The sequence below is a fragment of the Synechococcus sp. MIT S1220 genome, assembly GCF_047303025.1.
GTDB lineage: Bacteria > Cyanobacteriota > Cyanobacteriia > PCC-6307 > Cyanobiaceae > Parasynechococcus.
This window is the reverse complement of the sequence record NZ_CP138939.1, coordinates 269,931-292,318: the sequence shown is the minus strand read 5'-3', so window position 1 is coordinate 292,318 and position 22,388 is coordinate 269,931. Positions and strand designations below refer to the sequence as shown.

Below are 22,388 nucleotides of genomic sequence, written 5' to 3'. Positions count from 1 at the left end.
TCAGGCGGTCTTTTGCTGGTTGGTGTCCGGCATCGGCAGCACCTTGCCGCCGGTGTGCTGCTCCACCAGATCGCGGGTCACCATGAAGGTCTTCACGGCCTTGTCGGAGGGCAGGTCGTACATCAGATCCAGCATCAACTCCTCGACGATCCCCCGCAGCGCCCGGGCGCCGGTTTTGCGGCGGTGCGCTTCCTGGGCAATCGCTTCAATCGCGCCCGGCTCAAAATCGAGCTGAACGTTGTCCATGCTCAGCAGCGTGCGGAACTGCTTCACCAGCGCATCGCGCGGTTCGGTGAGGATCGACTGCAGGGCATGTTGATCGAGCGGTTCGAGGACGGCGCTCACTGGCATCCGACCGATGAATTCAGGGATCAGGCCGTACTTCACCAGGTCGTCCGGCTCCAGCTGACGCAACACCTGGGCCGCCTGCAGCTCCCGATTGACGCGACTGCGGCCGCGTCCATCGCTGGGCACAAAGCCGATGGCATTGCGGCCCATCCGCTTCTGCACCACATCCTCCAGACCCACAAAGGCGCCACCGCAGATGAACAGGATCTGGCTGGTGTCGATCTGGATGCAGTCCTGATAAGGGTGCTTGCGGCCTCCCTGCGGAGGAACGTTGGCGACGGTGCCCTCCAGCATCTTCAGCAACGCCTGCTGCACCCCTTCACCAGACACATCACGGGTGATGGAGGGGTTTTCGCTCTTGCGAGCAATTTTGTCGATTTCATCGATGTAGATGATGCCCCGCTGGGCCTGATCCACATCCATGTCGGATTTCTGGAGAAGACGCAGCAGGATGTTCTCCACGTCTTCCCCCACGTACCCGGCTTCGGTGAGGGTGGTGGCATCGGCCACCGCGAAGGGCACATCCAGCAGTTCCGCCAGGGTTTGGGCCAGGAGTGTTTTGCCGCAGCCGGTGGGGCCGATCAGCAGGATGTTGGATTTGTGGAGACGTGTGGCGGTTTCTTCCGTTTCACCCTTGCCATCCCCCTGCCAGGCCAGGCGTTTGTAGTGGTTGTAGACCGCAACAGACAGAACCTTCTTGGCGGCGTTCTGGCCGACCACCTGTTGATCCAGGAAGGATTTGATCTCCTGTGGTTTTGGGATCGAGGCCAGGGTCGGTGCCGGCTTGCTGCTCTTGCGGGTTGCCGGAGCTGCTTTTCGACCGGCTTCAGCACCGTGGCGGCTGTTGCCTTGGCTGTCCACCAGTTCCTCGTCAAGGATCTCATTGCAGAGATCGATGCACTCGTCGCAGATGTAGACCCCGGGGCCTGCGATCAACTTGCGAACTTGGTCCTGGGATTTTCCGCAGAACGAACACTTCAGATGGGCATCGAACTTGGCCATCGAACGCCAGGACCTTCAGACGTGGGACTTTGCAGAGCGCGACCGGAGACTGGTCTCCCTGAACACTAAGGATCGTGAACAGGAGCGCTGCTGTCAGCCCTCCGTAACGATTCCTCCGTCCCTGGAACTGTCCACCACCCGATCGATCAAGCCGTATTGAACCGCGTCTGCCGGGGAAAGGAAGTAGTCGCGGTCTGTGTCTTCCGAGATTTTGTCGAGCGGTTGGCCGGTGTGTTCCGCCATCAGGCCGTTGAGGGTTTCCTTAAGAAACAAGATTTCCTTGGCCTGGATTTCGATGTCCACCGCCTGTCCTTGAGCGCCACCGAGCGGCTGGTGAATCATGATCCGCGCGTTCGGCAAGGCCAATCGTTTGCCCTTGGTGCCCCCGGTGAGCAGGAACGCTCCCATGCTTGCGGCTAGGCCGTAGCAGATGGTCACCACATCCGGTGCCACCTGCTGCATCGTGTCGTAGATCGCCAGCCCTGCTGTCACGGAGCCGCCCGGTGAGTTGATGTAGATCTGAATGTCCTTTTCGGGATCCTCGGCTTCGAGGAACAACATCTGGGCGACGAGGGCATCGGCGACCGCGTCGTCAACGCCGGTGCCCAGAAAGATGATCCGTTCACGCAGCAGGCGGGAATAGATATCAAAGGCACGATCTCCCCTGCCCGACTGCTCCACCACGGTGGGCAGAGGGCCGGGCGCGGAGATCGGCATCTCGGAGCGCCAGCGGTTCTGGATGGGGTGGTGACTGCGGGCGTCGATCACGCGCTCTGGGCCTTGAACAATGGAGTCAATCTATGGGTGTTGCTCAGCTCTCGGCGTCCGTATTGGACGAGCGCTTGGCCGCAGCTTTTTTCGCCGCTGGCTTTTTGGCTGCTGATTTCTTGCCAGCAGGCTTGTCTTCGGCCTCCGCTGCCTTTTCCGTGAGGGTGCTGTTGTCTTCCAGCCAGCCCATCAATTTGTCCTGCATCAGGTCATCCATCACGGCCTGGCGCAGCCGCTCCGGATCGATCTTGTTCTCGTCTGAGAGCTCCTTCTTCACCTCGGTGATCTTGGCGTCCACCTCCTGATCATCCAATTTGATCGCCTCAGCTTCGGCCAGTGCTGTCAGCGCAAAACTGCGGCGCAGGCGCTCCTCGGCCTCCGGTCGGGAGTTCTGCATCAGGTTGCGGACCAGATCAGGTGTGAACAGGGATTTCACGTCCATGCCCTGCTGGGCGAACTGAGCAGCGGTCTGCTCCAGCAGGTTGCGGCTCTCCTGTTGGATCAGCGCTTCGGGCAGGTCCACCTCGAGCTGCTCCACCAGTGCGGCGACGAGGGCATCGCGGCGGTTGCTGGTCTGACGGCGCTCCGCGTCGTCCTTGAGCCGCTGCTCCAGGTCCTTGCGCAGCTCAGCCAAGGTTTCCTGTTCGCTGGCCTGCTTGGCGAATTCGTCGTTCAGTTCGGGCAGTTCACGGGTTTTCAGATCCTTGAGATCAATAGCGAAGGCCGCCTTGCGTCCACGGGCATCCTCCTTCGGGTAATCGTCGGGAAACTCGCAGTCCACTGTTTTGCTGTCACCCACCTTCATCCCGATCACCCCTTCGATGAAGCCTGGAATCATCCGTCCGTGTTCCAGGTCCACATCCATGGAGTCGGAACTGCCGCCCTCAATCTCGGAGCCGTCATCGCTAAAGCTGCCCTTGAAACCGAGCACAGCGATGTCTCCTTTTTCAGCGGCACGGCCTTCCACCGGCACCACGGTGGCAAGCTGTTTGCGGGAGTCCTCCAGCATCGCGTCCACCTTGTCGGCGTCGTAGGCCACCGGTTCGAATTCCGCCTTCAAGCCTTTGGTGCTTTTCAGTTTGGGCGTCGGGGCGACATCCGCTTCCAGGGTGAGGGTGAACTCCTCACCGGGTTTGAAGCTCTCCAGGAGCCCGTCAAAACCTCCGCTCAGCTCCGGTTGACTGATCGGTTCGATCGTTTCCTGCTTGATGGCATCGCGCCAGATGCTGTCCACCAGTCCTTCCAGGGCCGTGGCTTTGATGCGCACCGAACCAAGCTGTTGCACAACAACCGTGCGGGGCACCTTGCCTTTGCGGAAGCCGGGCAGGTTGACGTTCCGGCAAAGGCTGCTGATTGCCTCCTCGTAGCTGGCTTTGCTGCGTTCCCCAGGGATCGTCACCGTCACCGCCAGGCGGCTGCTGGGGCGGGTTTCGGTGGTCACCTTCAGGGCGGCAGCACTCATGGCGGTGTTCTTGGCACGACGGGGCAGCGGGCCATTGTAATTAGAGGGTTGTTTTGCTCATTGGCCGGTAAGGTGTGAACAAGCTTCTGGTTCCATTCCCTTCTCTGCGTGGTGATGGATGAACAGCACTGAGGCCAACAGTTTCTGAGTCGTTTACCCCCGTCCGCTTGTCCAGATCTTTTCCAAATCGTCCTCTCAACGTTGCAGTTCTCGGGGCCAGTGGAGCCGTCGGCCAGGAGTTGCTTCTTCTTCTCAAGGAACGCAATTTTCCAATTGCAGATCTGAAGTTGTTGTCCTCGGCTCGTTCCGCCGGCCGGATCCAGCATTGGAACGGCAGGGATCTCATCCTGGAAGAGGCCTCGGCTGACGCCTTCGCCGGAGTGGATCTGGTGCTCGCCTCCGCCGGTGGCGGTGTGTCGCGCCAGTGGCGCGAGGCGATCACATCAGCGGGTGCGGTGATGGTGGACAACTCCAGTGCCTTCCGCATGGAGGAGGGGATTCCCCTGGTGGTTCCGGAGGTGAACCCTTCTGCGGCGTTCCAGCACAGGGGTGTGATCGCCAATCCGAACTGCACCACGATTCTGCTCACACTCGCTCTGGCACCGCTGGCCGCCAGGCGGACGATGCGCAGGGTGGTGGTGAGCACCTATCAGTCCGCTAGCGGTGCCGGTGCGCGGGCGATGGAAGAACTCAAGACCCTGTCACAGACCGTGCTGGATGGTGGCTCGCCAACGCCTGAAGTGCTGCCCTATTCGCTTGCGTTCAATCTCTTTCTCCACAACTCGCCGTTGCAGGAGAACAGCTACTGCGAAGAAGAAATGAAAATGGTCAACGAAACACGGAAGATCATGGACCTCCCGGATCTTCGCTTCACCGCCACCTGTGTTCGCGTGCCGGTGCTGCGGGCGCATTCCGAGGCTGTCAACATTGAATTCGATCAGCCATTCCCCGTCACTGAGGCACGCCAGTTGCTGGCTGATGCCCCAGGAGTTGAGTTGATCGATGACCCCGCCAGCAACCGCTTTCCGATGCCCACCGATGTCACGGGTCGAGATCCGGTGGCGATCGGACGGATTCGCCAGGACATCAGTGATCCCAATGCCCTCGAGCTTTGGCTCTGCGGGGATCAGATCCGAAAGGGTGCAGCGCTCAATGCTGTCCAGATCGCCGAACTGCTGATTCAGTCATGACATCTGCCGCCGCGTTGTCTCCAACCCCCTTCGGACGATTAATCACCGCGATGGTGACACCTTTTGATGCTTCGGGTGCCGTGGATCTGTCCTTGGCTGGGCGGCTGGCCCGCCATCTGGTGGATCAGGGCTCCGACGGTCTGGTGGTGTGCGGAACCACGGGTGAATCGCCAACGCTCAGTTGGGAGGAGCAGCTCCAGTTGCTCCAGGCGGTGCGACAGGCGGTAGGTGCTGATGCGAAGGTTTTGGCCGGCACCGGCAGTAACAGCACTGCAGAAGCGGTGGAGGCCACCAGGGAAGCCGCGCAGGCGGGGGCAGATGGTGCCCTGGTTGTCGTTCCGTATTACAACAAACCTCCTCAGGACGGGCTGGAAGCCCATTTCCGTGCGATCGCGGCCGCCGCACCGCAATTGCCACTGATGCTCTACAACATTCCTGGTCGAACCGGTTGCAGCCTGCAGCCTGAGACGGCTGCACGTCTGATGGATTGCCCCAACATCGTCAGCTTCAAGGCTGCCAGTGGCACCACCGAGGAAGTGACCCAGCTGCGCCTGGCCTGCGGTCCACGCCTGGCGATCTACAGCGGCGATGATGGCCTCACCCTTCCGATGCTGGCTGTCGGAGCTGTGGGAGTTGTGAGTGTTGCCAGTCATGTGGTCGGTTCTCAGATCCGCGCGATGATTGAGGCCTACCTGAACGGCGATGGAGCTATGGCCCTCGCCCATCACGAAGCGCTGATTCCTCTCTTCAAGGCCCTGTTCGCCAGCACCAATCCGATTCCCGTTAAAGCCGCCTTGGAACTCAATGGCTGGTCCGTCGGAACTCCCCGTCCGCCCTTGTCCCCTCTTCCAGAAGCAATGAAAACGACCCTGTCCAAAACCATGGCTGCCCTTCGTCAGACCTAGCTCGGTCCGGCTTAACGGCTCACGCAAGCAAACCTTTTTTCAATCCTTTTCCATGGCTAACAACGCACGATCCGCCAAGGGGCAGGAACCCTCCCTGCGAGTGATTCCCCTTGGTGGACTGCATGAGATCGGCAAGAACACCTGTGTTTTTGAGTACGGCGATGATCTGATGCTGGTGGATGCCGGCCTCGCCTTCCCCAGTGATGGCATGCACGGCGTCAACGTGGTGCTGCCCGACACCAGCTTCCTGCGCGAGAATCAGAAGCGGATCCGCGGCATGATTGTCACCCATGGTCATGAAGACCACATCGGTGGCATCTCCCACCACCTCAAGCACTTCGATATCCCGGTGATCCACGGGCCACGGTTGGCCCTCTCCATGCTCACCGGGAAGATGGAGGAGGCCGGCGTCAGCGACCGCACCACGCTCCAGACCGTTGGACCCCGGGATGTGGTGAAGGTGGGCCAGCACTTCTCTGTGGAGTTCATCCGCAACACCCACTCGATGGCGGACAGCTTCTCGTTGGCGATCACCACGCCTGTGGGAACCATCATTTTCACCGGTGATTTCAAGTTCGATCACACCCCCGTCGACGGTGAATATTTCGACATGGCTCGCCTCGCCCATCACGGCGAACAGGGGGTGCTCTGTCTGTTCAGCGATTCCACCAACGCTGAAGTGCCCGGCTTCTGCCCCCCGGAGCGTTCCGTCTTCCCCAACCTGGATCGTCATATTGCGACTGCGGAGGGTCGGGTGATTGTCACCACCTTCGCCAGCTCGATTCACCGGGTCTCGATGATCCTGGAACTGGCGATCAAGAACGGTCGCAAGGTCGGACTGCTCGGCCGCTCCATGCTCAACGTGATCGCCAAGGCGCGGGAGCTGGGCTACATGCGAGCTCCTGATGATCTGTTCGTTCCAATCAAGCAGATCAATGATGTGCCCGACCGTGAAACCCTGCTGCTGATGACTGGCAGCCAAGGTGAGCCTCTGGCTGCTCTGAGCAGGATTTCCCGTGGTGAGCACCCCCAGGTGAAGGTGAAAACCACCGACACGATCATCTTCTCCGCCAGCCCCATCCCCGGAAACACGATTTCAGTGGTGAACACCATCGATCGGTTGATGATGCTCGGCGCCAAGGTCGTTTACGGCAAGGACAAGGGCATTCATGTGTCCGGCCATGGCTTCCAGGAAGACCAGAAACTGATGCTGGCGCTTACCAAGCCGAAGTTCTTTGTGCCGGTGCACGGCGAGCACCGCATGCTCGTTTGCCATGCCAAGACCGGTCAGTCCATGGGCATCCCGGCCGACAACACCTTGATCATCGACAACGGTGATGTGGTCGAGCTCACGGCCGATTCGATCCGCAAGGGCGATGCCGTCAAGGCCGGCATTGAATTGCTGGATCAGTCCCGCAACGGCATCGTTGATGCCCGGGTGCTGAAGGAGCGTCAGCAGCTGGCCGAGGACGGCGTGGTCACGATCCTTGCTGCCATCAGCACCGATGGTCAGATGGTCGCGCCGCCGCGCGTCAACCTCCGGGGTGTGGTCACCACCGCCGATGCCCGCAAGATGTCGATGTGGACGGAGCGGGAGATCAGCTGGGTGCTTGAAAATCGCTGGAAGCAGCTCTGCCGCAACACCGGTGGTAAGGCGCCTGAAGTGGACTGGATGGGCGTTCAACGCGAAGTGGAAGTGGGTCTGGGTCGCCGCATGCGCCGCGAGCTTCAGGTGGAGCCGTTGATTCTCTGCCTGGTTCAGCCTGCACCCGCTGGCACCCCTGCTTACAAGTCCAAGGCGATGGAAGAGAAGGATGATCGTCCCGCTCCCCGCCGCGGCGCCCGTCATGGCAGCCCCAGTGGCTCTGGTGGTGGCGGTGGTCGTCGTGATGCTGCGCCTGCGCCTGCACCGGTGCGAGCTGGTTCAGGTGCTGCTGCTCCAGTCAAGGCCGCTGTTGCCGAAAAGGTGGAACCCAAGGCCGCGGCAGCTGCGGCTGCAGCCCCCGCTCCTGAACCGGAGATGCCCGCTGGTCGCACCCGCCGTCGCCGTTCAGCGGCCGTCTGATCGCTTCAACAGCGTTCGCAGGCGTTGAAGCAAGGAGGGCGACGGGATACCGTCGCCCTTTTTTGTTGTTGTCTTTTCTTCTCCAGTAGTTGATTCCGCCAGTTTCACCGTGACGCGCAGCCATGAGTCGCGCAGCACGTCCATCGGATCCTCGAGTTCAACCTCAGGTTCTGGATCAGGATTCGGGCTTTCGTCCTGCTCGATTGCTTGTTCTGGTTCCAGATCTGGTGTCGTTGTCGATTCCAGAGCAGCTGCGGGCTCTGCCTGTCTGACCGGTTTTTGTGTTTCAGCATCTGGTGCTGCAGCTTCTGTTGGTGTGGCTTCTGGCTCCGACGATTGTCCAGATTCAGGGAGGCTTGGCTTGGGCTCCGGCTCCCCGTCGGCAGTGGCAGCTGCTTCTGGCGCGTCAAGGGTGTCGAGGTTGATCTCATCCACAGCTTCGGGCTGCGGTTCAGAGGGTCGATCGTTGTTTAAGCCCCCTTGTTGATCGTCGTTCGCAGCCCCGGCGAGATCCTCCAGCCAGGGCATGGCGGTTGGTCGTTGCTTCGAGCTGCTGGCTCCGGTGTGATCTCTCTTCTCATGGGCGGGAGATGGGGCGCTGGATCCCTGAAGGAAGGGATCGCGCAGAAGTTCGGATAGGGGTTGTCTCGACTCGAGGGCCGATGCAGCAGGTTCCGGCTCCATCACTTGGAGTTCTGGTTCAGGCTGCTTCTTGTATTGCTCGTGTTGCTCGTTTCTGGCGGACTGGCTCCACTCCAGGCCCTGTCGGGCCAAATCGGCCAGGGTTTCGTGGGGGTTGCTGCTCAACACCAGTTGGTAGTGCTCTGTGGCTGCTTGCGGTTGGCTCAGCCCGTAGAGCTCGATGTTGCCCAGCAGCAGAGCAACGAAGGCCCGCCATCCATCCACCGCTGCTTGGGTTGCGGCATCTCCCGGTGCATCAGTCAGTTCAGCCAGGAGCTGGAAGGCAATGGCGTGGGCATCGGTGTACTGCCCTGCGGCATAGGCCTGCTCCGCCTGCTGGTAGCGCTGCTGAAAGTCGCCGTCCACATTCAGCACGATGCGCTGCTCCAGTTGTATCGCGCTTCAGCCGTTGTCCAGAGGTGAGGCGCTGCCTTTGGCTTGATGCCGCTCCCCACCACCAAGCTGGAAACCGGCGTGAACCGCTTGCAGCGCAGCAATGCCATCGTTTTCAGGCACCAGACAGCTGGTGCGGATTTCACTGGTGGCGATCAAGGCGATGTTGATGTCGGCATCGGCCAGGGCCCGGAACATCCGCCCGGCGGTTCCGGCGGTGGCGGGCATTCCGGCTCCAACAGCGCTCACCCGGGCGATCGCTGCTCCCTCCTCCAGGGCAGCCCCGGGCCACTGGGCCAGAAGCGGTGCGAGGGCCACATCAGCGCGGGCGCGATCCTCTTTGGGCAGAATGAAGCTGATGTCGCGGGAGCCGTCGCCGTGCTGCCGTTCCGATTGCACGATGGCGTCGAGGCTGATGCCTGCATCCGCCAAGGCGGAACAGAGGGCCGCGGCAGTTCCGGGTCGATCCGGCACATGGCAGACGCTCAGCTGGGCCTGATCGCGGTCCAGGGCGACGCCCCGCACTTCCGGCTCGTTTTCTCCTTCTAGAGGTGGATTGAGCTGCACCTGGCTGTCGCTCACATCAAAGGCCTCCTGCACCGCCCGCAGCGCTTTGTGGCCCATGGCGGAGGCGATCACGCAGCTCACCTTCACTTCGCTGGTGGCGATCAAGCGCAGGTTGATGCCCTGTTGCGAGAGGCAGTTGAACAGATTGGCGGCGATGCCAGGGCGCCCCATGATGCCGGCGCCGCGAATGCTGAGCTTGGTCATGCCACCTTCAGCGCTCAATGCACCACCCAGATCCCCCAAGACGGCATCGCAGACGGTACGAGCCCGCTCCAGCTCATCTTCATGCACCGTGAAGGTGATGTCGTTGCTGCTGCCTTCGTGAGTCGACTGAATGATCAGATCGACGTTGATTTCAGCTTTTGAAAGCGCTTCAAACAGGCGGGCGGCGATGCCGGGTTGGTCAGGGATGTGCGAGAGCCCCAGCACCGCCTGCTGTTCCAATTGCTCCACACCATCAACGGGGCTGCCCAGTTCCAGGCCGTCACGGCCGATATTGCGTGTTTTGCGGCTGGTGAGCAGGGTGCCGGGTTCATCGCTCCAGCTGGAGCGCACCAGGAGCGGTACCCCGTAGTTGCGGGCGATTTCCACGGCACGAGGATGCAGCACCGAGGCTCCGAGGCTCGCCAGCTCGAGCATTTCGTCGCAGCTCACCGTCGTCATTAACTGGGCATCCACCACCTTGCGTGGATCTGTGGTGAGCACGCCGGGAACATCGGTATAGATCTCACAGGCATCCGCACCGAGTGCTGCGGCCAGGGCGACGGCAGAGGTGTCGGACCCGCCACGGCCCAGGGTGGTGATCTCGGCGATGCCGCCACTGCCGCTGCTGGTGCCCTGGAAGCCTGCCACCACCACCACATGGCCATCGTTGAGGCGGGAACGCACGCGATCGGTGCGGATGTCGAGGATGCGGGCGCGGCCGTGGGTCGACTCGGTCATGATTCCCACCTGTGGGCCGGTCATCGACACTGCGCTGACCCCCATGGCATGGAGGGCCATCGCCAGCAGAGCGATCGACACCTGCTCTCCCGATGCCAGCAACATGTCCATCTCCCGTTGCGGTGGTTCTTCGCAGATCGCTGCGGCCAGGGAGGTGAGTTCATCGGTGGTGTGCCCCATGGCCGAGACCACCACCACCACATCGTGGCCCTCTTCCCGGCAGCCGGCGATCCGTTGAGCGACAGCCTGGATGCGTTCGACGCTCCCGACGGAGGTGCCGCCGAACTTCTGCACCAACAGGGCCATGCGCTGTGCTTCAGCAACGCTGGATTTTCTCACCTGGTCTGTGCCGGTTCAACCGAGCAGGCCATCGCGAAAGGCATCCTTGGGCTGGCTGCCGCGCTTCAGGCGCGCCTCCACCTCCAGCATCCGACCCAGCAAGGAGAGGAATCGTTTCGGCGGGCGGCCCCTTAGTTGTTTGCGCATCACGTAGATGCGTTTGGGGTTACCGATGCCGGCGGCTTTCGCGATCACCGCCACATCCCGTTCGCCCTGGTCCTCCAGCAGGCTCACCCAAAGCCAGCCGCGGATCTGCCCGGTCAGCGTCGCCACAATCCGCAAGGCCGGCTCGCCCGCATCGATCAGGGCATCCCATCGGGAAATCGCGTCGCCGGGCTTCCCCTCCAGCAAGGCATCGCCGACCTGCAGGGCGTTGGTGGCAAGGCCACCCACCAGTTGATGCACCAGCGCCACCCCCACCTGGCCTTGATCGCCCGCCCGCAGCGACAGCTTGCGCAGTTCCGATTCCAGGCGTGCACTGTCGTTGCCGATGGCGTCCACCAGCGCATCGATGGCCTCCTCCTCCAGGTTGAGACCCACCGCGTCGGCGGTGCGCTGAACCAGTTGTCTCTGTCCTGCCCCATCCCAGATCGCCGGCAGCTGGAAGCGTTGTTCCTGATCCAGGCCCTTTTTGATCCGTTTCTGGAGGGCTTTGGTGGTGCGGAGTCGCCCATCCGGCTTGGAGCTGTTCACCAGCACCAGATGTGTGCTTTCAGCGATCAACTCCAGAGCGGACTCGAAGCGATCGGCAAGCTCCGCTGGGCAGGCGTTACAGAATGGGCTGCGTTGCAGCAGCACAAGCCGATCACCGGCTCCGAAGGGTGGCGTGCGGGCTTCGTCGAGGGCCTGGGAGGCCTGGCCGGTTTCGGCCCCATCGAGCCGGCTGAGATTGATGCTGCTCCAGGCGGGATCCAGCACGCGTTGGATCAAGGCCTCGATGGCGCGGTCTCGAGCTGCTGTGTCGTCTCCCCAGAGCAGGTGGATTGGCATCGCCCGATGATGACAGCGATGCAAAAACACTGTCCTTTTGAATGGGGCTGTAGATCCCTGACCGTTGAGAGCTTTTTGTTGATTGCGTGCCTGATCAGACGAGACACTCTTGGTTGGCGAAGGGGGAAGCCAGCTCAGTGTTCTGATCAAAGGCATCGGCGTGGCTTGTGGCCTCTTCAGCGGTCAGCGGTCAAGAGCTGCTGCAGTTGTTGAAGCCTCCAGGACGGAGATTGTCAGAGCTACTCATCATCGTTTCGTGCCATTCATACCTCGAGGCTGCGGTCATGATTCCAGGCCAGGTAAGGATTGGCAAAGCCTGATTCTTCAAAAGATTCCAATACCAATGGTTGATTTTCGATACATTCTTGCACTTTGATCACCAGAGGCCATGTTCAAGAATGTCGTCGCGTTGACTGTTGTAATGCTCGAAAAAATGGTTGGTCAGTTCTGGTAATTGATAAGGCACAGGACGTCGCTTGCCTGGTTGCATGGATTCCCCCTGAAAGCAGTCTGGTCCAGGAAATTCGAGTTTCAGGTTCTCTCGGGTGAACGAATGAAGCGGAATTTGAATGCGATCCAGTGGTTCGCGCATGGCCTGCACGCTGGCCTTTCCCTCTGGCTTTGAGCTCAAATTGAGGTGTTCTGCGATGCGATCGGCCAGTATTTTGATCATGGCTTTGCTTGGATGGTTAAAGCTATAAAACAGTTGTTGACGACTTTGCATGGCTGATATGCAGTCACTGATCTGAATATCAAGCTCCAACTCCCGCTTTTGGAGCTCGGCCAATGACTGCTCTGCAATCGTGTTGTATTGCTTAGCCCAAAGGTCGATATTGTTGTATCTCTCTAGAGCACTTTCCTGATTCTCACCCTCTTTCCAAGCGTTCAGTAAAATTGAACTGTGGTAATCACCCAATGGGCCTTTGAGCGTTCCCCGGGCTCGCAGTCTTAGATAGCGAAGGTCTGGTGTGTAGCCGCGATAAAAAATGTTGGGGATGGTGATCAGTCGTTTGCCAACGCGTTGCCGTAGGGCAGATGTGCGAACAAAGGCGCAAGGGTATTGGTCTTGTATGTGCTGACTGATAACAACATCAGCCCTCTCAAGGCATGCATCGAACGTTTCGGCTTCACTGTCTTTTGCGAGATGAACGATAATGATTTCTTGGCACTCAATCTCATACAATGTGGTCAGCATGCTCCCAAGCGGTCGCCCCTGACAGTTAGAAACAATGACGCATGATGTCTCTCTCAAGGGAATCCCAACATCAATTGTGTGATTTTACATCCTAAAGCGCTTTCTTAATGCACATCGATCATCCTATTTTTTTAGATAGTGTGCGATTGATTCGTCAGAGGCTCGGCCCAACGCAGCTTGATGAATTGCAGCAGGATGTTCTGGTGCGTCTCATTCACACCAGTGGTGATTTTGCATTGGCTGATTTGTTGCAGTTCAGCCCGCAAGCCTGTGAGCTCGGCCTTCAAGCATTGCGTCAAGGTGCTTCGATTTTGACCGACACCACAATGGCGAAGGCAGCGGTCACTCCAATGGCACAGCGCACATTGGGGACATCGGTGCATTGCTTGCTGCAATGGGCCCCTGCTGATCCTCCCCCTGGCTTAACCCGTTCAGCGGAGGGGATGCGCTGTGCCTGGGATGCCTTGACGTCGCAAGCACCGGCCCCGTTGTTATTGATCGGAAGCGCACCAACTGCTCTGGAGGTCATGGTTGACCTTCTCGAAACAGGGGCAGCCGCCCCCAGCTTGGTGATTGGAATGCCGGTCGGATTCATTGGTGTCGAGGCCGCTAAGCGTCGCCTTGCTAATAGCGGGCTTGATCAGATTCGTCTTGATGGCACCCGTGGTGGCGCTGCGCTGGTTGCCGCCACTGTTAATGCTTTGCTGCGTCGAGCTAGTCAAGGCATAAAGTGATGCGGTCGTTGAAAAGTTAGAAGATGTCAGACTCTTTTTCCCGAATTACAACTTATTTATCAGCTGATGCCAGTCCACATATTCAAGGCCTGAGTCGTAGTGAAAGAACAGGGCTGACAGAAAGTTTGGAGCGTTTGTTTTCTGATCTGGTGGATGTCGTCCTACCGTCTGTTTTTGTAGAAGTTGGCGCTCATGAAGCGAGTTTTTCCCGTGAGATGGCAGAGCGTTATCCATCGGCAAAAATCATTGCATTGGAAGCGAATCCAGTCGTCTTTGAGTATTACTCTGTCAAATTGTCGCGTTATAAAACGCTTGAGTATCTGAATCTTGCAGCTTCTGATCGTTCGGGTGAGATTTCATTGTTTGTTCCTGAAAAAATTGGCGACCAGCAATTGCCAACCTTGGTTCGGATGGCCTCTTTGAATCCATTGTCGACTGACAAAGCAGTCCTGAAGGAAGTCAAGGTACCAACGTCGTCGCTCAACCAACTTCTTGAATCATCGAAAGGCCGTCATTGTTGCCTCTGGATTGATGTGGAAGGGGCGATCGCCCAGGTTCTCGCCGGTGCAGAACAAGTGCTTGCCGAAACGGATTTGCTGCTCTGCGAGTTGGAGTCTGGATCGGTATGGAAGGACCAGGCCCTTGCTGTTGATGTGATTCAAGTGCTGCGAGATAAGGGTTTGATTCCTGTCGCCCGCGATTTTCAGGCAGCAGTTCAATTTAATGTTCTGTTCGTTCGAGAATCGCTCCTGAAGCAGCAGGCGATTCAGGCTCTGTTGTCGGGGTATGTCGATCAGGTTGAGGAGTTTGCTCGTCCTGTGCTGGAGGATTCTTTGCAGGACTATCTCAAATTTTGTAAGACGACGCTTTGTGATTCTGCACCCGACTTCAATATGACATTGATTGCAGATACGGGGTTGGAGAAAGGTCTGCTTCAACCAAAGGAAGCGGAACGACTCAAAGTGTTTTCGATGTTTCCAGATCGTATTACTGAGGTTTTGAATCCATCGCCCAACTTTGCCCCTGAAGCCACCAAGGTGCGAAGTTTGTGCGAACGAGCGATGGTTCAGTTGAATCGTTATTCGTTTGCTGATGCTCAGCCTGCAGCGTTGGAGTTGTTTCAATCTGTTGCTAGGCCTGCCCCTGAAATTGAGCTCACTACTGGAGGATCAGCCTGGCATTATGTGCGGAATTTTTCGAAGCTCTCATGGTCTGAAGCAGGCATCATTCCCTTGATTTCAGATCAAGCAGGGTATGCCTTGCATCAATCGTTTGGTGGCGCGTCCCCGGTGGACTTGGGTCATTCTTTTCTTGGTGTGGTTGAAGGTTCTTCCGTTTATATCCACTGGTTGCTTGATACTTTGCCCCGCTTGCTTGTGGCGAAAAATTCTGGCGAAGATTTTGAACGCTTTGATCATATTCTTCTGGCCACTGCGCAGTCAGGCTTTCATCAGTACTGCCTGTCGAAATTAGGAATTTCGATGGAGAAAGTGGTCACGCGTCAATTGGCTGGTGATTACTTCAAGACTTCCTCTTTTGTAACCACTTCGGCGCCTCGGCAGCATTCCGTGACGCATCCAATTGTTTATCAACAGGTTGCAGACTTTTTAAAAAGTACGGCTGACTTCAATCCAAAATCTTCAGATGCGACTCCCGCCAAGATTTATGTCAGTCGAGACAAATCTGCTCGTAGGAAGGTTGTGAACGAGGAGGAGCTAGTGCATATGCTTCATCACTTTGGTTACAGGAGGGTTTTTCTTGAAGATTTAGCCCAGCCTGAGGTAATTCATTTGTTTGGCTCGGCTCAATGCATCGTTGCTCCCCATGGGGCTGGATTGGCAAATCTCATCTTTGCGAACCCAGGCACCAAGGTGATCGAGATGTTTAGTGGGCACATTTCTTTCGATTATTGGATTATCAGTTCTCAGCTTCAACTTCAGTACGGTGTGTTTCAGGCAACGCCCCCAGACCAGCAATTTGTCGAGTGGGCGTCTCTACAGGATCTTCCTTTCTTTGAGCGCAATGCGATGAATATGCATGTTAATTGCCAGCGTCTTTGCCAACTGCTTGAGTCGGCTGGGATGACTTGAATGAATTAATGATATGTCTGCGTGTTTGATTTTGGCGTGTGATTGCTGATTATTTGGTTCTTAATGTTGTCCTCTAGGTATTGGTCCTGTGCCCTGTCTTTTGAATCATTGCTTTCAAGGAAGCGATTGTTATTTTGTTTCAATCACGATCCATTCCTTGTTCCAAATCAGTTTCAGGTTGCCGGCCAGATCAATGCTGCCTGGAGCCGCTTGCAGTCCTGTCTGTTCGATGATGTGTTGGAGCAATGCAGAATTCAGGCGACTTACGGATTGTTGATGGAGCCAGCAGTTCAGCAGTTGTCGACGGCTGGCTGGGCTGAGTTGGTTCAGTTCTCTTCGATTCATGTCTCCCTCTCTGTTCAGGAGCGAAGCCAACACCAGTTCGGTGAGTTCCTGCTGGGTGTCCCACGTGCTGGACACCCGTTCGGCAAAATTGGCGATTCGTTGGCTGCAGCCGGGGTGCAGCTCCTCGAGCACGGGCAGCACCTCCAAACGGATGCGGTTGCGGTCGAAGGCCTTGTCTGCATTGCTCGGATCCAGCCAGATCGGTAGGGCGAGTTCTTGGCAAATCGCCAGCGTTTCTTGGCGACTGAAGCCCAGCAGAGGACGCCGCAGTTGAGGACCATCCGGTTGGTGTTGATCCAGGGGGCGCATTGACCTGAGGCTGCTGAGCCCGGCCAGATCACAGCCTCTGGCCAGATTCAGAAGCAGGGTTTCGCTTCGATCACTTGCGGTGTGACCTGTCACCACATCCCATTTCTGTTCGAAAGCCAGGTGCTGCAGTTCTCCATATCTCCACTCTCGTGCTGTGGCTTCACTGGTTGGGCTGCCCTTCGTTGCGCTGCCGCAGCCTGCTCGGCTGAGTGTGATCGGCTGCTGTTGGATTTCGCACCACTGCTTCAGCTCCGTTGCGATCACAGCGGAGTTGTCATGCCAGCCATGATCGCCGTGCCACACCAGCAGCTCCCAGTTGTGGAGGCGCTTCAGATCCCGAAGCAGAGCCAGCAACGCCATGGAATCCTGACCACCCGACACCGCCAACAAGAGCCGTGCATCGTCTGGGAGAAGGGTTGGTTGGCTCAGCAGCTGCCGATGCAGGCGGTCGTGCCAAGAGCTCCATCGTTTGGAAGGGGACGAGTCGGACGGTTCCATGGTGATCGCGTGTCCCCGCGGCCTGTTTCCAGAGGATGACCCATGCCCACCTGTTTGGGGTTTGGGTGTCATCCCTGCGCGTATCAAGTCTCGGTGGGAGACTATGGATTGAAGTCGGAAGTGGTCTGATGTCCCGTCTCCAGCAGCTGCCCGCCGCCCTCCGAGCCAGCCTTGAGCAGCGCCGGGCTTTGAAGGTGATCGCCGGGCTGATGAATTTCGATGCGACTTGTGTTGCTCGCGTCGCCCGTGCTGCAGGCCATGGCAACGCCGATTTGATTGATGTGGCTTGCGATCCGGCCTTGGTTCGCTTGGCGATTCAGGAATCAGACGGTGTGCCGGTGTGTGTGTCTTCTGTGGAGCCCGAGCAGTTCCCCGCTGCTGTGCAAGCAGGTGCGGCGATGGTGGAGATTGGCAATTACGACGCTTTCTATCCCCAGGGTCGGGTGTTCGATGCCGGCGAGGTGCTGGCCCTGACCCGCCGCACCCGTGAGCTGTTATCGGAGGTGGTGTTGAGCGTGACTGTGCCCCACGTCCTGCCGATGGATCAGCAGGAACAGCTGGCGATCGATCTTGTGGCGGCAGGTGCTGATCTGATCCAAACCGAGGGTGGCACCAGTGCCAAGCCGTTCAGTGCCGGCAGTCTCGGTTTGATTGAGAAAGCAGCCCCCACCCTGGCTGCAGCCCACAGCATCAGTCGTGTCGTTGATGTGCCAGTCTTCTGTGCATCAGGTCTCTCATCGGTCACCTTGCCGATGGCGATTGCGGCGGGTGCTGCTGGTGTTGGTGTTGGATCAGCGGTCAATCGTTTGGATGATGAGCTGGCCATGGTTGCTGTTGTGCGGGGTTTGCGTGCTGCGTTGAACACTGCTGTCAAGGCACGCGTTTGAACCGCTCGGCGGATTGATTCAAGAGATGTCGAAAGGGTTTGCGTTGCGTGACCTCACTCAGCGATGCAGCCCTCACAAGTTTCGGAATTGTTTGGTGGCAGGTGACGGTCTGAGTCATGTAGCAGATTCTCTCGAGATGGTTTCGAGTCCAACAAAGGCGACGTTTCTAAGCTGAGACCTCTGGGCAAGCGCCATGGGACCGATCGGTTGGTTGTTGCAGTGGCCCGTGCGGGCTTTGGTGCTGTTGATGGTGACGGGTCTGCCCTTGGGGGTCGAGATGGCCAATTTCGGCACGGCGCTCTGGTCTGCGGTTGTGATTGGGCTGCTCGGCACGCTGCTGATCCTTCCGTTGAAGTTTTTGTTTGCTCTGCCCTGGGCGATGGCCAGCCTCGGCGGCCTGATTGCGCCGGTGAGTTGGCTGTTCAACTGGCTGATTACAGCGATTCTGTTTGCATTGGCAGCCCAATTGATCAATGGCTTCACCCTGAAGAACGGCATCTCCAGCGCCTTGTTTGGTGCGGTGGCCTATGGAGTGATCAGTTCGTTATTGATTAACGCGCTGGGGTTGGCGGATGTGGACTTCACCCGGGCTGCTGTGAGCTGAGTCGGTGTCGCTTCGCCGTTACCTATTGCCGTTTGCGTTCCCCCTGAGTGTGCTGTTGATCGGCAGCTGGCGCATGGCGGTGACCAGGGCGCCAGAAGCACCGCAGCAGTCTCAAACGTCCATTTCATCGACAAAGCAAAGCCAGGTGGCTCGCCCGGATTATCGGCAGCCGCCTCCGGGAACCCAGCCCAGCTGCGATCAAGATCCAAGCCTGGGGAATCGTTTGCTCGAGCAGGGCCGGCGTCTTGGCATTACGGTGGTCTCCGGTGAGCCGGAGGTGCCAGGAAAAGATGCCAGTTACCGCGCAATACCGGGCGAGCTGGGCACGATCACCATCAAACAGCGGTCGATGGCTGATGCTGTGCGCTGCAAGCTGATCAGCCATGAATTCATTCATGTGCTCCAACACCTCCACGGTGATTTAAAAGGTGTGCCCCCCTTGGGATGGCCAACGTCCCATCCCGATCCTGTGGTGCAGGAAGCGGAGGCCTATGGCCATCAGAACCGGGCCGGTTATGTGCTGCAGTTGCTGCAGGCGACTCCCGTGCCACATTGACAGCGATTTTGGTTCGATCGCCATAAGCTTGACGGCCGCTTGCTTGTCAGCGCGTTATGCCGGCCTACGACCTGACAGCTCCTTACACCCCGAAGGGCGATCAGCCGACGGCGATTCAACAACTGGTGGAAGGCGTGGATGGCGGTGAGCGCTACCAGACCTTGTTGGGTGCGACTGGAACCGGCAAGACGTTCACGATGGCGAACGTGATCGCCAAAACGGGTCGTCCGGCGTTGGTGTTGGCGCACAACAAAACCTTGGCAGCACAGTTGTGCAATGAGTTAAGGGAGTTCTTCCCGGAGAACGCAGTTGAATATTTCATCTCTTACTACGACTATTACCAACCCGAAGCTTATGTGCCGGTGAGCGATACCTATATCGCCAAAACGGCGTCGATCAATGAAGAGATCGATATGTTGCGCCACTCGGCGACGCGGTCGTTGTTTGAGCGGCGTGATGTGATTGTGGTGGCGTCAATCAGCTGTATTTATGGCCTGGGAATTCCCAGTGAATATCTGAAGGCTGCGGTAAAATTTGAAGTGGGTGAAACGCTCAATATTCGCGGTCAATTGCGGGAACTGGTGAACAATCAGTACAGCCGTAACGACACGGAAATTGCTCGCGGTCGGTTTCGAATGAAAGGGGATGTGCTGGAAATTGGACCAGCCTACGAGGATCGTTTGGTGCGGATTGAGCTGTTTGGTGATGAGGTGGAAGCGATTCGTTATGTGGATCCCACTACCGGCGAAATTTTGCAGAGCATGGAGGCAGTGAATATTTATCCGGCTAAACACTTTGTGACGCCTAAGGATCGTCTGGATACAGCGATCAAGGCGATCCGCACTGAACTGAATCAGCGCTTGGATTGCCTGAACAGTGAGGGGAAATTACTGGAGGCGCAGCGGCTGGAGCAACGCACCAAGTACGACCTGGAGATGCTGGGCCAGGTGGGCTACTGCAACGGGGTGGAGAACTACGCGCGTCATCTGGCGGGCCGCCAGGAGGGAACACCACCGGAGTGCTTGATCGATTATTTCCCGGATGACTGGCTGTTGATCGTGGATGAAAGCCACGTCACCTGCTCACAGCTGCAGGCGATGTACAACGGCGACCAGGCCCGCAAAAAGGTGCTGATCGAGCATGGTTTCCGGCTGCCGAGTGCGGCGGACAACCGGCCGCTGAAGGGATCGGAGTTCTGGGAGAAGGCTCGCCAGACGGTGTTTGTGAGTGCGACGCCAGGGAACTGGGAGATTGAGGTGAGCAGCGGCAAGGTGGCCGAGCAGGTGATCCGGCCGACGGGGGTGCTGGATCCGGTGGTGGAGGTGCGGCCGACCACAGGCCAAGTGGATGATCTGCTGGGTGAGATCCGCGATCGCGCCGCGAAGCAGCAACGGGTTCTGGTGACGACGCTCACCAAGCGGATGGCGGAGGATTTAACGGATTATTTGGCGGAGAACGAGGTGCGGGTGCGCTACCTGCACTCGGAGATCCATTCGATCGAACGGATCGAAATCATCCAGGACCTGCGTCTCGGTGAATACGACGTGTTGGTGGGGGTGAATTTGTTGCGTGAGGGCCTGGACCTGCCGGAGGTGAGTTTGGTGGCGATTTTGGATGCGGATAAGGAAGGTTTTCTGCGGGCGGAACGCTCATTGATTCAGACCATTGGCCGGGCTGCTCGTCACGTTGAAGGGGTGGCGCTGCTGTATGCCGACAACATGACGGATTCGATGGCCAAGGCCATTTTCGAGACGGACAGGCGCCGAAAGATCCAGCAGACCTACAACGAGGAGCACGGCATTGTGCCGACGGCGGCGGGCAAGAAGGCGAGCAATTCGATCTTGAGCTTCCTGGAACTGAGCCGCAAATTGAAAACTGATGGCCCCGATGCGGATCTGGTGCAGGTGGCGGGCAAGGCGGCGAAAGCGCTGGAGGAGGACTCCGATGCAGGCATGGCGCTGGAGGCATTGCCGGAGCTGATCGATCAGCTGGAGAGCAAGATGAAGGACGCTGCCAAGAAGCTCGATTTCGAAGATGCTGCGAACTTGCGGGATCGGATCAAGCAGTTACGCCAGAAGATGGCTGGGTAATTGCGTAAGCAGTTTTTGTCGTCAAACATTGAAATCTCCAATTGTATTGAGTGTTGAAAATCTAAAATGCGTCATCTTTCCTTGAAACACTTGAAGTACTCATTTTGCCTTCTGTGAACCGCTAAATAGTTTGCCCATTGAAAGTCTTCGATGTTGCTGCTGTATTCCAAGGCATTTGTGATTCCTTCGGGCAAGATCTTGTGGAGAGTATAGTGCTCGTCTAGGCAACTAAAGTACTGATGCAGGCCTGATCTTGTGTAATAATTTGGTTTTCCGTATTCAAACTGAATGAAAGAAATTTTGTCTTCCTTCAAGATAGTGCCAAAGCTTTCTAGGCTTTCAAACTCCGTTCCTTCAGTATCTAGTTTTAAATAATCAATCTTTGAAATATGATTGCTTTGGCAGTAGTCATCCCCCCTTGACGTCTTGATTTCAAAGTGCTCGTGGTCTCCATAGAGGAGGCCGCTGTCGCGATTTGTTGTTGCCATTTCACTGGACTGGTTGCTCACAAATAATTCAGCTTGTTTGCGGCTGCTTATCCCCATCATGTTGATCACACAATTGGACCTAGAGTCGGCATTGTTCATGAATTGAGTCGCATTATTTTTGAGTTTTGATTCGAGTTTGTAGTTGGGTTCAAAAAGATGTAAATCTATTTGGCTGTGGTGCTGCGCTGCCATGGTTGACCATTGACCTTGATTTGCTCCAACATCAAATAGCACAAGTTGTTTGCAAGATTTATTTAAATAATCCAGTGTGGTTCGTAAACAGTTCTCCTCTCCGCTGCAATCGGCTGTTACGGCGCTTGACTGAAGTCCTAACAGGACTTGCGTTAATGCTAAATTAAGATCAATTGGATGACATGCCATTCGCAACATATGGCCGATCAGTCGGAGCTCTTTGATGACTTGAAGATCACTGCGGTCTGTGAGTTGTGCGGATATCCATTGGCGTAACCAGCTTTGCAGATCTTCAACCGAACTCACACGTGGTTTGTGCTCTTTAAAATGATGTTGAAATAAGAGTGATAAGTTGCTAAGTGCTTCTTCACCAGCCTTTTCGACGGTTGATTTTTGAATAAAAAAATGCATGTTTCTAATTCCTTCTGTTGCAATTGTAATTCATGATTGGAGCCTTCAACAATTCGGCAAGAGTTTGTTGCTTGTTCTGTAAACCCGAGTGACTGCGCCCAGTTTTTCTGAGTTTTTTGATGTATAGGCAAATGTGAAATCTCAGGCATTGTTGTTTGAGTAGATTGATTTTGTGGTACCCCTAGCGAAAGTTGAAGCCTTGTTGGATCCTGGTCGGCAGATTTTCATCATGGAACTTTTGATCATTGATGATAGTTGTGGACCTTGTCCATTGTTGTCGTTGGTTTTTTGCTGAGTCTTCCGTTGAAGTGGCTTGTTAGATCGTTGAAAGCAGTAG

The 22,388-nt window shown here is 57.1% G+C and carries 18 protein-coding genes; 9 read left to right on the top strand and 9 right to left on the bottom strand.

From position 1 onward, the window contains the following. From clpX to tig, 3 genes are all read right to left on the bottom strand, one after another. Positions 1–1,350 (bottom strand): ATP-dependent protease ATP-binding subunit ClpX, encoded by a 1,350-nt coding sequence (gene clpX / locus SIB64_RS01440; RefSeq protein ID WP_413441570.1) that lies wholly within the window; start codon positions 1,348–1,350, stop codon positions 1–3. A gap of 93 nt (positions 1,351–1,443) precedes the next feature. After that, entirely contained in the window at positions 1,444–2,118 is a 675-nt protein-coding gene (gene clpP / locus SIB64_RS01435; protein WP_413441569.1) for an ATP-dependent Clp endopeptidase proteolytic subunit ClpP, read from the bottom strand. A 43-nt stretch (positions 2,119–2,161) separates the two neighbouring features. Continuing rightward, a complete protein-coding gene (gene tig / locus SIB64_RS01430) occupies positions 2,162–3,580 on the bottom strand; it encodes a trigger factor (protein WP_413441568.1) in 1,419 nt (472 codons plus the stop codon). Positions 3,581–3,747: 167 nt separating this feature from the next. On the opposite strand from tig, the gene SIB64_RS01425 reads away from it, so the two are divergent. The 3 genes from SIB64_RS01425 to SIB64_RS01415 are packed head-to-tail and all read left to right on the top strand — an operon-like array spanning position 3,748 to position 7,740. Then, positions 3,748–4,770: an aspartate-semialdehyde dehydrogenase gene (locus SIB64_RS01425; protein ID WP_413441567.1), complete on the top strand. Its 1,023-nt coding sequence runs from the start codon at positions 3,748–3,750 to the stop codon at positions 4,768–4,770. Next, a complete protein-coding gene (dapA, locus tag SIB64_RS01420) occupies positions 4,767–5,675 on the top strand; it encodes a 4-hydroxy-tetrahydrodipicolinate synthase (RefSeq protein ID WP_413441566.1) in 909 nt (302 codons plus the stop codon). The genes SIB64_RS01425 and dapA overlap by 4 nt, the downstream gene beginning before the upstream one ends. Before the next feature lie 52 nt (positions 5,676–5,727). Next, on the top strand, positions 5,728–7,740 hold the full coding sequence (locus SIB64_RS01415) for a ribonuclease J (protein WP_413441565.1): 2,013 nt from the start codon (positions 5,728–5,730) through the stop codon (positions 7,738–7,740). Here the strand turns inward: SIB64_RS01415 and SIB64_RS01410 are convergent. From SIB64_RS01410 to SIB64_RS01395, 4 genes are all read right to left on the bottom strand, one after another. Continuing rightward, the gene (locus SIB64_RS01410; protein ID WP_413441564.1) at positions 7,726–8,796 is read right to left on the bottom strand and encodes a hypothetical protein; all 1,071 of its coding nucleotides are present in this window, start codon (positions 8,794–8,796) and stop codon (positions 7,726–7,728) included. The two genes, SIB64_RS01415 and SIB64_RS01410, sit on opposite strands and share 15 nt — an antisense overlap. 27 nt (positions 8,797–8,823) lie before the next feature. Continuing rightward, positions 8,824–10,629, bottom strand: coding sequence for an aspartate kinase (locus tag SIB64_RS01405; RefSeq protein WP_413442815.1), 1,806 nt, complete (start codon positions 10,627–10,629; stop codon positions 8,824–8,826). Positions 10,630–10,677: 48 nt separating this feature from the next. Further along, complete coding sequence (gene holA / locus SIB64_RS01400; protein WP_413441563.1) at positions 10,678–11,652, bottom strand: DNA polymerase III subunit delta; 975 nt, start codon at positions 11,650–11,652, stop codon at positions 10,678–10,680. A 376-nt stretch (positions 11,653–12,028) separates the two neighbouring features. After that, positions 12,029–12,904, bottom strand: a complete 876-nt coding sequence (locus SIB64_RS01395) for a WcbI family polysaccharide biosynthesis putative acetyltransferase (protein WP_413441562.1) — start codon at positions 12,902–12,904, stop codon at positions 12,029–12,031. Positions 12,905–12,954: 50 nt separating this feature from the next. Between SIB64_RS01395 and SIB64_RS01390 the strand changes: the two genes are divergently transcribed. Together SIB64_RS01390 and SIB64_RS01385 are read left to right on the top strand one after the other, a co-directional pair. After that, complete coding sequence (locus SIB64_RS01390; protein ID WP_413441561.1) at positions 12,955–13,581, top strand: precorrin-8X methylmutase; 627 nt, start codon at positions 12,955–12,957, stop codon at positions 13,579–13,581. 23 nt (positions 13,582–13,604) lie between these two features. Continuing rightward, a complete protein-coding gene (locus SIB64_RS01385; protein ID WP_413441560.1) occupies positions 13,605–15,671 on the top strand; it encodes an FkbM family methyltransferase in 2,067 nt (688 codons plus the stop codon). Between the two features lie 129 nt (positions 15,672–15,800). Here SIB64_RS01385 and tilS read toward each other — a convergent pair whose 3' ends face one another. Further along, positions 15,801–16,895 carry a tRNA lysidine(34) synthetase TilS gene (tilS, locus tag SIB64_RS01380; protein WP_413441559.1) on the bottom strand — a complete coding sequence of 365 codons (1,095 nt, stop codon included), beginning with the start codon at positions 16,893–16,895 and terminating at the stop codon, positions 15,801–15,803. A 56-nt stretch (positions 16,896–16,951) separates the two neighbouring features. On the opposite strand from tilS, the gene SIB64_RS01375 reads away from it, so the two are divergent. From SIB64_RS01375 to uvrB, 4 genes are all read left to right on the top strand, one after another. Beyond that, a complete protein-coding gene (locus tag SIB64_RS01375; protein ID WP_413441558.1) occupies positions 16,952–17,710 on the top strand; it encodes a DUF561 domain-containing protein in 759 nt (252 codons plus the stop codon). Positions 17,711–17,903: 193 nt separating this feature from the next. Continuing rightward, on the top strand, positions 17,904–18,314 hold the full coding sequence (locus SIB64_RS01370) for a phage holin family protein (protein WP_413441557.1): 411 nt from the start codon (positions 17,904–17,906) through the stop codon (positions 18,312–18,314). 4 nt (positions 18,315–18,318) lie between these two features. Further along, complete coding sequence (locus SIB64_RS01365; protein WP_413441556.1) at positions 18,319–18,870, top strand: hypothetical protein; 552 nt, start codon at positions 18,319–18,321, stop codon at positions 18,868–18,870. Positions 18,871–18,926: 56 nt separating this feature from the next. Next, positions 18,927–20,960, top strand: a complete 2,034-nt coding sequence (gene uvrB, locus SIB64_RS01360) for an excinuclease ABC subunit UvrB (RefSeq protein WP_413441555.1) — start codon at positions 18,927–18,929, stop codon at positions 20,958–20,960. 71 nt (positions 20,961–21,031) lie between these two features. Here uvrB and SIB64_RS01355 read toward each other — a convergent pair whose 3' ends face one another. After that, on the bottom strand, positions 21,032–22,051 hold the full coding sequence (locus SIB64_RS01355; RefSeq protein WP_413441554.1) for an FkbM family methyltransferase: 1,020 nt from the start codon (positions 22,049–22,051) through the stop codon (positions 21,032–21,034). Between the last annotated feature and the right edge of the window lie 337 nt (positions 22,052–22,388).